The 13,357-nt window shown below is 64.9% G+C and carries 8 protein-coding genes; 6 read left to right on the top strand and 2 right to left on the bottom strand.

All coding sequences use genetic code 11. The annotated features are described in order from the left end of the window. Positions 1–61: 61 nt before the first annotated feature. Positions 62–1,573: a sugar transferase gene (locus ACWEOI_RS14995; RefSeq protein ID WP_452359931.1), complete on the top strand. Its 1,512-nt coding sequence runs from the start codon at positions 62–64 to the stop codon at positions 1,571–1,573. 112 nt (positions 1,574–1,685) lie between these two features. Next, positions 1,686–6,161, top strand: a complete 4,476-nt coding sequence (locus tag ACWEOI_RS14990; RefSeq protein WP_452359930.1) for a caspase, EACC1-associated type — start codon at positions 1,686–1,688, stop codon at positions 6,159–6,161. A gap of 43 nt (positions 6,162–6,204) precedes the next feature. Here the strand turns inward: ACWEOI_RS14990 and ACWEOI_RS14985 are convergent, their stop codons facing one another. Then, positions 6,205–6,519 (bottom strand): hypothetical protein, encoded by a 315-nt coding sequence (locus ACWEOI_RS14985; protein ID WP_452359929.1) that lies wholly within the window; start codon positions 6,517–6,519, stop codon positions 6,205–6,207. A 243-nt stretch (positions 6,520–6,762) separates the two neighbouring features. Between ACWEOI_RS14985 and ACWEOI_RS14980 the strand changes: the two genes are divergently transcribed. From ACWEOI_RS14980 to ACWEOI_RS14970, 3 genes are all read left to right on the top strand, one after another. Further along, complete coding sequence (locus tag ACWEOI_RS14980; protein ID WP_452359928.1) at positions 6,763–7,737, top strand: hypothetical protein; 975 nt, start codon at positions 6,763–6,765, stop codon at positions 7,735–7,737. Between the two features lie 339 nt (positions 7,738–8,076). Further along, positions 8,077–8,325 (top strand): integrase core domain-containing protein, encoded by a 249-nt coding sequence (locus ACWEOI_RS14975; RefSeq protein ID WP_452359927.1) that lies wholly within the window; start codon positions 8,077–8,079, stop codon positions 8,323–8,325. Between the two features lie 12 nt (positions 8,326–8,337). After that, complete coding sequence (locus ACWEOI_RS14970) at positions 8,338–9,300, top strand: DUF6615 family protein (protein ID WP_452359926.1); 963 nt, start codon at positions 8,338–8,340, stop codon at positions 9,298–9,300. A 257-nt stretch (positions 9,301–9,557) separates the two neighbouring features. Here ACWEOI_RS14970 and ACWEOI_RS14965 read toward each other — a convergent pair whose 3' ends face one another. Continuing rightward, positions 9,558–10,058: a hypothetical protein gene (locus tag ACWEOI_RS14965; RefSeq protein ID WP_452359925.1), complete on the bottom strand. Its 501-nt coding sequence runs from the start codon at positions 10,056–10,058 to the stop codon at positions 9,558–9,560. A 740-nt stretch (positions 10,059–10,798) separates the two neighbouring features. On the opposite strand from ACWEOI_RS14965, the gene fxsT reads away from it, so the two are divergent. Continuing rightward, complete coding sequence (fxsT, locus tag ACWEOI_RS14960; protein ID WP_452359924.1) at positions 10,799–13,348, top strand: FxSxx-COOH system tetratricopeptide repeat protein; 2,550 nt, start codon at positions 10,799–10,801, stop codon at positions 13,346–13,348. Positions 13,349–13,357: the final 9 nt, after the last annotated feature.

The following is a 13,357-nucleotide window of genomic DNA, read 5'->3' as shown; positions in this document are numbered from 1 at the left end:
CGTGGAACTGATCAGCGGGGATCGGAACCGAGTTCTCCCGTGGGGGAGGTGCGTTCGTTTCATGTCTTATGAAATTTCTGCCGGTCGCGCCGTGCGCGTGCACCGGCCGCCGCGTCCCGAGCCGCGCTCGGATCGTGAACGCTGGCAAGCAGATTACGCCAGTCGGCTATTTATCAGCGACCTTTGCGTATTAATCCTATCCGTCGGTTTCGCCCAGTGGATTCGTTTCGGCGGATCCGGTGCGGAGCCCCCGTTGGCATCCCAACTGCCGCTCGAGGTTCGCTACACCATGGTGTCCGCCGTGCTCGCGCTCGCCTGGTCGGTGACGCTGGCGCTCAGCGGTACCCGCTCTCCGCGCGTAATCGGCAGTGGCACAGAGGAATACCGTCGCGTTGTGTCCGCGTCACTCAAGCTCTTCGGTGGAATAGCTATTGTTTCGCTGCTGCTGCGCGTGGATATCGCTCGCGGATACCTCGCCATCGCCCTGCCGCTCGGCATGGTGTTGCTCATGGTGGAACGGCGGATCTGGCGGCGCTGGGTCGCGGGCCGGCGCGCTCGCGGCGCCTACCGCACCGCCATGCTCGTGGTCGGTAGTCCCGAGGCGGCGCGAGCGATGGTGTCGGCCTTCTCCCTGGACCGTGACTCCGGCTATCAGGTGATCGGGGTCTGCACCCGCGCCGAGGCGCAGCTGGCGGAATCGGTGCTCGAGGTCGGCGGCCGGGAAATCCCCGTGGTCGCAGGCGATCACGATGTCATCGACGCCGTGCGGCGCACCGGGGCGGACACCGTCGCGGTGACCGCTACGGACAATCTCGGGCCCGCCGACTTCCGCCGCATGGCATGGGAGCTCGACGAACTCGGGGCCGAGCTGATCGTCACGCCCGGACTGGTCGACATCGCGGGCACCCGGCTCACCCACCGGGTGGTCGCGTCCATGCCGATGCTGCACGTGGAGAAGCCGCAATACGACCGGGCGAAGTCGATTCGCAAGGGCGTGTTCGACTTCTGCTTCGCCGTTGCCGCCGTGCTGGCCATCGCACCCGCGCTGGCCCTGATCGCGCTCGCGGTGAAGCTGTCCAGCCGGGGCCCGATCTTCTACCTGTCCGAGCGGATCGGCCGGGACGGGCAACCGTTCCGAATGATCAAGTTCCGCAGCATGTACGTCGACGCCGAATCGCACATCAACGCGCTCATCGACAGCAATGGCGGCAACCCGCTGTTCTTCAAGGTCCGCGACGATCCGCGCGTCACCACCGTCGGCAAGGTGATCCGCAAGTACTCCCTCGACGAACTGCCGCAGTTCTTCAATGTGCTGCGCGGTGAGATGAGCATCGTCGGCCCCCGGCCGCAGGTGCAGCGGGAGGTGGACTCCTATGACGGCGTCATGCGACGGCGTCTGCTGGTGAAGCCGGGCGTCACCGGGCTGTGGCAGGTGAGCGGCCGCTCCGACCTCACGCCCGAGGACGCCATGCGCCTGGACCTGTCCTATGTCGAGAACTGGTCCATGGTGCTGGATCTGCTGCTGATCGCGAAGACGATCGGCGCGGTGACCCGCGGCGAGGGCGCGTACTGAGGCAAGCGACCAATATATAAGGCGCGCATCGCATCCAGCGGTGCGCGCCTTTCGTCCGCAACCCGTGGCAGACTCTCTGGAACAGTGACGTTCGGGGGAAGGACAGGGGAGGATGACGCTTCCAGATCCGGTCGCCGCGCGCGCGATCCTCATCGGAACCGCGCGCTACGCTCCGGATTCGGGCTTCGAGTCCTTCCCCGAGGTGGAGCGCAGCCTGCTCGACTTCGCCGAATTCCTGCGCGGTGAAACAGGACTGCCCGCGGATCACATCGATGTGGTTCTCGATCCGGGGGACAGTACGACCATCGCGGCCCGGGTCACCGCCGCCGCTCGCGCCGCGACCGGGCTGCTGCTCGTCTACTACGTCGGCCACGGGGTCGCGGTCGACAACCAGTTGCATCTGACCCACACGGGTTCGCGCTCGGCCGACGCCGACGTCACCGCGCTGCCGTATCCGGTGCTGCGGTCGCGGATCAGGTCCAACGCGCGCGGTCCCGTCGTCGTGATCCTCGACTGCTGCCACAGCGGAAGAGCCTTCGGCCGTGACGTTCTCGCCGGGGAGGGCGAGCCGTTGCGGGAGGCCACCGATATCGACGGCGCGTTCGTCCTCACCGCCACCGACGAGAAGACCAAGTTCGCGCGGGCCACCGGAGGCGGCGGCCGCACCGCCTTCACCGGCATGATGCTCGACACCCTGCGCGCCGGGGTGCCGACAGCCGAGCGGTACCTCACCATGACCGTCCTGTTTCGCGAGCTTCGCACGCGGCTGCCCGCCGCGAACATGCCGAAACCGAAAGCGCTGGAGCGGGGCACGGCGGGGCGAATCGCGCTGGCCGCCAATCCCGCATGGACCGGTCGCACCGAACCCGCCGCGCTCCCCGGTATCGGCGATACCCCGTACCGGGCGACGATCCGCGACATCGCGCCCGCGGAGGGCCTGTCCGATCGCGACGCGGAGTTGGCCGAGCTCGCCGACTTCTGTACCGGCGACGGGGCGTACCTGTGGTGGCGGGCCGGACCGTGGGCGGGCAAGACGGCCCTGATGTCCTGGTTCGCCCTGAATCCGCCGCCGCGGGTACGGGTGGTGGCCTTCTTCATAACCTCGCGCATGGCCGACCAGGACGATCATCGGGCGTTCACCGACGCTGTGCTGGAACAGCTCTCGGCCCTGCTGCCGGATCAGGCCGCCACCGTGGCCAGCGCGACCGGGAGCCGGGACGGGCTGCGCCGCCATATGCTCGCGCTGGCCGGCGAACGGGCCGCGGAGCTCGGGCATCGGATCGTGCTGCTGGTGGACGGGCTCGACGAGGATCGCGGGCGGACCAGCATCGCCTCGCTGCTGCCGAAGAACCCCGGACCCGGCCTGCGGGTCCTGGTCTCCGGGCGGCCGAATCCCACCCTCCCGCTGGATGTTCCCGCCAACCATCCGCTCCGGCACTGCCGCCGCCGCGAACTCGGACCGTCGGCCAAAGCCTTCGACATCCGCGACGCCGCGCAGCTGGAACTGCGGGGGATTCTGGAACGCTCCGACGCGGACCAGCAGATTCTCGGATTGGTGACGGCCGCGCGCGGGCTGACCCGCGCCGAGCTCGAGGATCTGACCGGGTGGCCGCCGTTCCGCATCGAGACCATTCTCTCGGGCGTCACCGGGCGCACCTTCCGGGTCCGGACCAGCCGGTTCGGGTCCGACCACGTGTACCTGCTCGCGCACGAGACCCTGCAACGTGAGGCCGAAGCGACGCTGGGGCGCGCGCTGCTCGCGGAATACCGAAACCGCTTCCACGCCTGGGCCGACCGCTTCCGCGACCGCGGGTGGCCGGTGGAGACGCCGACCTATCTGCTGACGCGATACTTCTCGATGCTGCGCAGGCACGGCGACATGGTGCGGATGACCGAACTCGCGCTCGACACCGCCCGCCACGATCGGCTGCTGCTGCTCTCCGGCAGCGACCAGATCGCGCGGACCGAGATCGCGACCGTATCGGGTGTCTGGCTCGAACAGCGGGATCCGGACCTGGTCGCCGTCGGCGAACTCGCCCTGCGGCGGCACCGGCTGACCCGGCGCGGACGCGACATTCCCGCGAAATTGCCCGCGGCACTGGCCGACATGGGTGAACTCGTGCGCGCGCGAAGCCTGGCGGACGGCCTGCTGGACCCGCACCGCCGCCTGCGCGCCCGGATCGGCGTCGCCTCGACTCAGTTTCTCCGCGACGATCCGCCACACAATCGGGCCGTGATCGACTCGCTGCGGGAGTCGGAGACCTCCATCGTGCGCGACGCGGACCTCGCTCGCCTGGTCGACGCCCTCATCGCAGTCCCCGATATCGAGAGCGCCGAACTGCTGGCCGACGAGATCACCACACCCGTGGAACGGGTTCGGGTGCTCGCGCAGCTGATTCCGGCCTGGCGGTCGATCGGCTCTCACGAGGCGATCGAGGCCGCGAAGACCGAGATCGACCGCCACGTGGTGTGGGCGCGCACCGCGGAACGCGACGAGATCCTACGGCCCGCGGTGCGCGCCTACGCGGCGCTCGACGATCACGACCGCGTCGAAGAGCTGAGCGGCGCCACCGAATCCGTCGGGGTGCGGGTGATCGCCCTGGCTGCGATCGCCCGTTCCTTCGTCTCGCAGGGCGACACCGAATCGGCAGCCCCGCACGTGCGGTCGATCCGGTCGGAGCTCGCGCCGATCAGCAGCAAGGTGGTCCGATCGCACATGCTGGCCGCCGTCGCCGACGATCTCGTCGCGGCCGGATTCGGCGAGGTACTGCGCGCGGAGACCGACGCCGTGCTGGTCGACATCGAGGCCTGGCTCGCCCAGCTGGAGGCGTCGGACACCGGGTTCGAGACCGCGTTCAACGACGCGATCAGTGGCATCTCCGACTACCCGTGGGGTCATATCGAGGCCGCGGTCGTGCAGCTGGCCGAGTGCCTCGTCGCGTTGGGGGAAGCCGATCGAGTGGTCGTGCTGGCTCGCCGATTCACCCGGGGGACAGGCGGACTCGAGGTGGCGGTCCGCGCGCTGACCGCCCTGCTCGCGGCGGATCGGACGGCCGATGCCCGGCGGCTCGTCACCGAGATCGAACTCCGCGCGTACCAGAGCATCGACCCGCGCGAACGCGACCTGGTCCTGTACACGATGATGCGGGCGCTGGCCGTCGCGGGCGAGATGACCCGCGCTGTCGCGATCGCCGACCGGATCGACGGCGACGACCACCGGATCCTCGCCTTCACCTATCTCGCGACGCATTCATCCGAATCCGCAACCAGCAGAGGCGTCTTCCTCGAACGAGCGATGAGCGCCATGCGCGTCGGCACCACGCTGCCGAACGGCGGCTACCTGCGGACCGACCGGTCATTCCTCACCACGGTCTTCGCCACCGACTGGCTCGGCGGCACCGCGGGTCCGCGGCCGAGCACGCCGCTGGCCGCGCTCGTTAGCGCGCTGCTGGCCGATGCGGCGGTCGAGCGGGTGCGCGATCTGATCGACCACCTCGTCGTGATGTATCACGGCTCGCTCGATCCGGTCGACGGTCTGGCTCCAGGGCTCGGCGGCCTCGCGGTGCTGCTCGCCGACATCGGGCAGCTCGAAATGGCTCGCGAGCTGATCGACGGGATCACCCTGCTCCCGGTCTGGCTGACCTCGCGAATCCGTGCGGGCGCGGCGATCTGGAGTGAACCCGCCACCGTCGCGGAGCTGCTCGACGATGCCGAGCAGATCGCGATCGCGCTGCGAACCGTCGTCGAGGACGGCAGCGGCGACCTCGCCGCCTTGGTCACCGCCCGAGTGCACGACGAGGCCGAAAGAGACGCCACCGCACGCGATTCACCCGACCTGCTGACGAATCGTGTGATCAGCGCCCTGTTCTCCGCGGCCCTCGGCGATGCCGACGCGGTGACCAGTCTCCTTGCGACCCGATGGATGACCCCGCTCGGCGAAGAACGCGTGCTGTCCATGCTCGCCGGCTCGACCGCCCGCGCCGGCACGGTGGACCGGGCGCTGGAGGTCGCCGAACAACTCACCGGCGACCTCGCCCGATCCATCGCCTACCGAGAGATCCTGGCCGCCCAGGTGAAAGCGGGCCGCGAACCCAACGTGCTCACCCGCCGCCACTCGATTCCGGTGACCGGAGAACGAATCCACGCCATGGCACAAGCGATCCCGGCCCTCGCCGACGGCGACCGCTCGGAACGCTCGAAGACCGCGCTCGCATCCGCCACCGAACTCCTCTCCCAACTCCCCCCGGCCGAGACCCGCGACCGCGCCGCCGCCCGCCTCGTCGACGCCGCCCTCACGATCGGCGCCCTCGACCAGGCAGTCGACCTCGCCCGCGGCACCACCCGCGAAATCCGCGGCCACCTCCTCACCCGCATCGCCGACACCCTGGTCCGCACCTACCCCGACGTACCGCCCGCCACCCAGGGCTTCGCCCGCCGCCGCATCCGCCGCCTCCTCGCCGAAGCCTGGAGCGTCGCCCCCTGGTCCTCGGTGCTGGACACCGTCGCCCGCTTCGACCCGGTCCTCCTGGTCGGCATCACGGACGAGGCCCTACGCCTGGACTCCCTGGAACGCGTGACCAATCCCTGAAGGTCGAACAGCGGCAACCAGAGTGGGTCCGCTCGACGAACGCTCAGTTCGTATTGACCATGTGCCGCTGGATGGCTGAGTCGACCGGGTCCATGGCGTTCGTCGCAGAGGTGGACTCGACACCGTCGAAAATCGCGTCGAGAATCCCGGCGCGGTCCAGCGTGGCGCGGCATCCGTAGGACTCCCGCGCGCTGGCGATCACGGCATGCAACATGGCGGCATGAACCCGCGACCGTGGAACGGTCAACCGCCGGCCGCACCGTTCACCTTCACGCAGCCGTGCCTCGACAATGTCGAGAACATCCTGGATGACCTGAATCTCGATTGCATCGAAGTCATCGCAAGGCATGGTGACCACCCAAAAACAGTGCACCGTAGCCCACTATCGCCGCTCGCACGATCGTCGACAACGAACGCCTCGCCTCAGCGGGGGACCGAACGGCCCGTTTGTCGAGCACCATCCGTCCCGCCGCCACGAGGGCGTCACGTGGACGCCAGAATCGCACTAATAGTCCCGAAGTGGATGAGACCGGCGGCGACTTTCCGATGCGTTTCCGTTGTGAAGCAAACTCTCGTCAGTCCTGCTGGGTAACCTGTGCCGATGGCCGCCCTGAATGTCATGCTCAACACCCTGCGCCTGGTGTATCCGCCGGTCAGCAATCAGGAAGCCGAGTGGGTGAAATCCGATCCGGCAGTCGCAGAGCGTCTACGCAGAAGCGACTTCTACATGATCGGAGCCCGAGCGGAAGCGCGGTTCACCGAGTTCAGCGGCGATGATGTGTCCGGTCAACTTCGAGTTCGTATCGATGCCGGCGAGGACCTGCACGACGAGGTCGTCCTTGACATCATCCTCATGGCAATGCTCAGCCTTGGCCGTGTTCCTGAGGATCTCAGCGTCCGTTTCGACGCGAAGGTCATCAAGGTGTATGCAGCTTCCAGCGAGCAGATCGACACCGAGGACCCGGAGCCGTTCGAGTGGTTCACTACGGAGAAACTGATCTGGGATCGAAGCCATCACAAGCAGGGCATCTACGGGTTCGATAGGTTCCACGAGTTCGGTACCTACGAGTTGCTCTATGTCGGCATTGCCAAGCGCACCAACACCTTCGAACGTCTATTTGCCGGCGCGCACGCGACCCGCCAGCGGATCCTGTCAAACGAATACCAGAGGCGGCCGGGAGCCCGGGTAACCGACGAACTGGTGCTGTTCGCCTTCGAGGTCGCGCCGCTGGTGATGCGCGACTGGACCGAAGGCAGCGCGCTGATCACCGATACCGAATGGTCGGTGATGCGTAAAGCTGTCGTTGCAGACGCCGAGAAAGCCTTTGTCCACCTGCTGGATCCGCGATACAACGTTGAGAAGTTCGCCAACTATCCACGCGGCGAAGACGGCTTGTACAGCTCCGGATTCGACCGCTATGGGTTCGTGCTGATCGAGAACCTGAGTTTCCGTACCGGCGAGCACGTTTTCCGCGGGGCGGGAGTTCCGAGTATGGGGCAGGCCCGCAATGACGCCGATATGCTCTCGATCTGCGGTGATGTCGTCGAGTTGCGTCGGGGTCTTGAGGCTAGTTGACATCGCATGTATCGCCCGGACGCGACGGTGTGGAATGGCGCTCCGTCTCAAGTTCGCAGTCCGATCCGAACTTGGGGGACCGCTAGCCGGGCGGTATGTGTAGCAATCCCAGATTCGGGTACGGGCGACAGGGCTCTGGGCGGCCATGCTGGACACTGAGATCAGCTGCGGTAGAAGATATCTCAGTGAAGTTAGGTCTTCCTTGGCTTGGTGGAACAGGTCGAGGTAGGTCACGTGGACGTTGGAATCGCACTTCTGGACGCGCATCACATCCCGGTCCACCAGACCAAACCCAGTGTTGCGCTGACCCACTGAGATCACACCGATGTGTGTTCGATTATGGACCTGAATTGGTGGCCCGCGGCGATGGCGGACCGGGCCGGGGAACGCGTCAGGCTGGCGTTTCTCCCACAAGGTCAGCCTTGGCGAAACAGCTACATTGGGTCGTTTAACAGCCGCCTGCGCGACGGATGCCTCAGTATCAACAGCGTCTGGTCCCTGACCCAAGCGAGGGTCGTGATCCCTAACTGGAAGGACGAATACAACCACCACCGAAGACCTTCCGCCCTAGGCACCGATGCCGCGTAGGAGGATGAGACCATGACAGCGGTCGCGAAAGCGTTTAGACAGGCTCGTATCCAAGCCGTTCGGCACATGGCGGCGTGTGAGCGGGCGCGTCTGCGGTGGAACGAAACGACGATCACCGAGATCGTGACAGCTCACACCTCGCCGGCAGTTGACGTCGTTCCATTCACTCAGCGGGCCGAAGCTCTCAGTGGTGCCGACTGGGTGTGGTGGTGGGTGGATAGCGCGAGCGCTTATGGAATGCTCGTTCAGGCGAAGCGAGTGACCGTGACGAGCAGCGCGTGGAACTTCGACTTCGGCTACACAACGAAGGGCGCGGCGCGCTCACAACGCGAGGTGCTTCGTTCCGCTGCAGAGAGGCTGGGCCTCCTACCTGTATATGCGCTTTACCTTGGGACCGGTGACTACCGGAGGTGGGAGCACTGCGCGGACACTCACCGGCGCAGGCGCTGCATCGATTGCATCAAGCGCACCGTCTCCCTGATGCCAGCTCTGCTTGCAGATGAACGGCTCGTCTGTGACGCGGCGTCGACTTATAGGTCGTCTGTGGCACTGGAGGACCTTTGGACGGGCTACCCAGCCAGCGCACCGCTGACACCCGTGCTCAAGAATCAGCTCCCAGCGGAACTCTCAGACTTCCTGCGGTACCAGCAGGACGGAACGCGAGCAGTTTCTCGTTCCATGATCGACACAGTGTTGAAGGCTCGCGTTGGCGAGTTCGCCGCAGTGTCAACAAGTGTCGCAAGCGAGCACGATGGCGACCATGATCGGCTCGGCTCGGTCTTTGGCGACCTCCCCGACGACACTGGGCACTGGGGTGTGAGGTACTTCGAGCACACGCTCAATCCCCTGCAGCAGACGCCGCCCCCCTATGTCCTCGACATTATGGCGGGGGACACCGATGAGGATCGCCTGGCATCGGACATGCCTGAAAACGTCGCAGGCATTGTCGTGGTGCGAGTGCCGCAAGTCGGGTAAGCCGCCATGGAGAGTCGGTCGAAAGCTCGTAAGCTTCAATACTCCAAAGGTTCCTTGAGCATCTCAGATAGCGGTACTCGGCAGGGCAGGCGAACATGCGCAACTAGTAAGCGCACGCTCGTCGTCGGCTGACAGGACCCAGCCACGCGGCTGGCCTGCTCCATCGCTCTACGACCGTGACGGACGTGGACAAGGTCGAGCAGCTGCTATGGGACTGGCTTGAGAACCAGTAGCAAACTTCCTGTCCGGTTTCTGGCCTATGTTGTTCCCGGTTCTGGCGGGCCATCATCGTAGAAGGCGTCCGGCACAGGCGTGAGGTGCAAGGCCTGCCGGACCGCGCCGAGGTACGTCTCGAAGGCCCGGCGAGCTGGGACACGAGCAAGAGCCCATCGCGCGGTAGTGAACCTCGTTGAAACCGCGTCGGTATGAAGAACGGTCAACTCGCGACCCAGGGCTGCCGCGGCGGCGATGGTGGCCGGAGCGCCGTGGATCCAGACGGCGGTGGCGGCAGCGTGCCATCGGTGGTTTCCGGTCGTGAGAACGGCCCGCACGGTGATGGCGTAATCAGAGTCGGTCGGGTCGGCGAACGCGATGGTCTGGATGTCGTCGTAGCTGGCACGGAACGCTTCTGACAATCTCTGGTAGGCGGCCATCGTCTGGTCGCGACGCCAGCGTGTGGCTTCAGCTCGCGCGTCCCACAATCGCCCCAAAGCAACGCCGAGTAGCGCCGCGACCGCAGCGATGGTCGCTGTCCCCACGGGATACCTCCCCCAACGCGGCTCTGATCCAATTGCCGCCCATGTCAGAGTATCTCGTGGCCAGTGCTTGAGCCGAGATCTATTGATATCAGCGGAATTTGATAGAGGGCGTCTGACTGTGTTAGGCATGCCTTGGCTTGGTGAAACAGGTCGGCAGATGTCACGTGGACGGCCAAATAGCACTTCTGGGCTGGTTGGTAGCTATAGGCGGCAGCGACTCCGAGTAACCGTCCGGGATGTGGAATGTGCTGTGTTTCTTCACATGTAACTGAGAATGCATGGTCAGGGAAGTATGTGGTGTCTTCTGGTCTTCTCGGGTCCGTCCTGTGAGGATCGGTGGACTGGGCAGGTTCAGTCGTCGTCGGATGGAGGATGGGCGTGAGTTGGGGTCAGACGTTGTCAAGGGCGGGTTTGCATACCGCGGTTGCTGCAGCAGTGAATTCTTCTTTGGCGGTGGTGATCAACCTCGCGACCAGTGATGCTCATCCAGGGTGGGTGTGGGTGGCGGTCGGGGCGCTGACGGTGTGTGTGTTCGGGGTTTCGCTGTGGGCTCAGCACAGTCAGTCGTCGGCGCCCTCTGATGTGGGGGGTGATTTCGAGCTGGGGAAGGTCAGGGCGGGAAAGAATCTGCGGTTTGGGAAGATTCGTTCGCATGGGGGATTTCGGATCCACAGGGCCCGTTCAGGTGGGGACATGGAGTTCCGAGACATTGAGTCCGGCCGTGGTGATGCCTCACACCCATGAGCGTCGTCCGCCGACCAGCGACGCTGAGGCCTTCCACCTCGATCGGGAAGGCCACGGCGGGTGGCGATCTGAATATCACCTACAACCAGTCTGGTGGACAGCCTGTCCAGGCTTCGTCTTCACCTCTGGCGGGTTTGAGGGTAGGAGCGTCTGGCCTGATTCCTCAGAAGCCGGCGCATTTCGTTGAGCGGGATCAAGTCGAAGCGCTGGAAACTGGGTTGGGTGGTGACCGAATAGCAGTGGTAGTGACTGGTATGCGTGGTGCTGGAAAGACTCATCTGGCAGCCGCCTACGCTCGCCGGGTCCTCGCCCGGCGGGAGGGTCTGGTGGGGTGGATTAACGCCGAAGCCCCGGAAACTCTCTACACCGGGTTGGCTGGCCTAGCTGATCGTCTCGAGGTCGCTGCTCCCGATGGCGACACTGTCGAATCGGCACGTCTGTTGCGTGACTATTTGTCCTCCAGTGAGGATCGACATCTGCTGGTGCTCGACAACGCTGAAGACGTCGAGTTGCTGCGCGCGGTGATTCCGGTCGATGGCGGTACCCGGGTGGTGATTACCACAACCAACCAGGCGATGGCTGGGCTGACCACGGTCGTGGTCGACGCGGGTACCGGCTACACACCCGATCAAGCACACACCTACCTGCGAGAAGCTACTGGTATCACTGACGACCCGACCGGAGAGGAGGCGCTCGCCTGCGAACTCGGCTACCTGCCGCTGGCGTTGGCAGCCGCAGCTGCGTCGATCGCTCCGCCCAATGCGCCTCGCCTGAATTACCACGCCTACCTGCAGCGGCTTCGTGACCAGCCGTTACCGTTGGCATTGAAGCGTCGTGAGGGCCACGAGTATCCGTTCTCTGTGGATCAGGCGCTGTTGTTAGCCATCCGTTCCGCTCAAACCCCCACGGGTATAAGGGAACTCGATTCCACGGTCGCGTGGCTGCTTGGGTTGTTCGCGCTGTTGTCGCCGGCGGGTATCAACAGGAACCTCCTCGTCCATCCAGATCCGCTTCTGAACCAGTTCGTCGATGCCGCCATCAGTCATTGCACGCGACGTTCGCTGCTCACCTGGTCCGCGACCACCGAAGCCCTACTCGCCCACCGGCTGACCGCCCGTGTGCTACTTGAGGAAGCCCGTGACCACCATGGCACCACAGAGTTGATACGCAACGCTCTGGACATGCTCGAACCACACTTGTTCGACGGCAGCCAAGGATGGCTGCGTCGTGCGGAGGGCGCTCACTTAGTCGACCAAATCGAGGCAATCCACGCCTATGGTGTCCCTGACCTCACGGCTAAAGAAGCAACACGACGATGGTTTGCGCGACGGCAGCGACCTACTTCGCTTGCCGAGAGGAGTCTGCTGAGCCTCAAATGGGCTACATCACAACTGATTTTCGCAGCTGACCCGCAACGCGCGATCCCGCTCGCACATGTTCTTCTTCGCTCTGCCGAAAAAGTCTTTGGGGCCCACGGGGTTGTAACGGCTATTTGCAGAGACGAGCTTGCCTTGGCCTATCGAGATAGGGGACAAGTTGAGCGAGCTATCCCACTGCTCGAACGCACCCTCATTGATACTGAGCGGGCACAAGGTGCTGACCACCGCGATTCTTGGACTTCACGCGGCAATCTCGCTGGCGCGCTCGAACGGGTGGGGCGGGTCGATGAGGCGATCCTGTTGTTCGAGCGTGTCCTCGCGGACCGTGAGCGGGTACAAGGAATCGACCACCCCGATACCCTGACTACCCGTTGCGACCTCGCCAGCGCCCTCCAGAAGGCGAGGCGGCTGGAGGAGGCGATTCTGCTATTCGAGTGCGTCCTCGCGGACCGTGAACACATCCTCGGCGACACCCACGCCAACACCCTCACCACACGCAACAATCTTGCCGTTGCTTACCGGGAGGCTGGGCGACCGGAGGATGCGATCCTGTTGCTTGAGCGTGCACTCGTCGACCGTGAGCGGCTACTTGGTGTGGACCACCCCGACAGCCTCGCTTGCCGCAACAATTTGGCTGTCTCGTACGGCGATGCTGGGCGAGAGGAAGAGGCGATGCAGCTGCTTGAACGAACAGTTGCGGACCGAGCTCGGGTGCTTGGTGTCGATCACCCCGATACCTTGATTTCCCGCAACAATCTCGCGGGCGCCGTCCAGAGGGCTGGGAGAATCGACGAGGCGGTCCTGCTGTTTGAGCGGACCCTCGCCGATTCTGAGCGAGTACAAGGTGCCGACCACCCAGTTACGCTGGCCGTCCGCGGCAACCTTGTGATCGCCCTCCAGACGGCAAAACGTGCGGAAGAGTCGATCCCGCTGTCCGAGCGGACCCTTGCCGACCGCGAGCGAGTGCTTGGTGTTGACCACCCCCATACCCTGGCCTCTCGCAATTGCCTCGCTAAGGGCTATCTGGAAGCGGGTAGGACGGAGGAGGCGATATCGCAATTTGAGCGGAATCTGGCTGAGCATGAGCGGTTGCTTGGAGTCGATGACCCAGATACCCGCGCCCTTCGCAGCTATCTCGCTCGATTGCGTGCAGATCTCGAATGCTGATCACCCCGC

Source organism: Nocardia sp. NPDC004340 (genome assembly GCF_053602575.1).
Note: the sequence above shows the minus strand (reverse complement) of the source record. Positions and strands in the feature narration are given on the sequence as shown.

Excerpts from the sequence above, each read along its gene's own strand:
- ACWEOI_RS14995 (WP_452359931.1), top strand. The coding sequence starts at position 62 with ATGTCTTATGAAATTTCTGCCGGTCGCGCCGTGCGCGTGCACCGGCCG.
- ACWEOI_RS14980 (WP_452359928.1), top strand. The coding sequence starts at position 6,763 with ATGGCCGCCCTGAATGTCATGCTCAACACCCTGCGCCTGGTGTATCCG.
- ACWEOI_RS14990 (WP_452359930.1), top strand. The coding sequence starts at position 1,686 with ATGACGCTTCCAGATCCGGTCGCCGCGCGCGCGATCCTCATCGGAACC.
- ACWEOI_RS14975 (WP_452359927.1), top strand. The coding sequence starts at position 8,077 with ATGGACCTGAATTGGTGGCCCGCGGCGATGGCGGACCGGGCCGGGGAA.
- fxsT (WP_452359924.1), top strand. The coding sequence starts at position 10,799 with ATGAGCGTCGTCCGCCGACCAGCGACGCTGAGGCCTTCCACCTCGATC.
- ACWEOI_RS14970 (WP_452359926.1), top strand. The coding sequence starts at position 8,338 with ATGACAGCGGTCGCGAAAGCGTTTAGACAGGCTCGTATCCAAGCCGTT.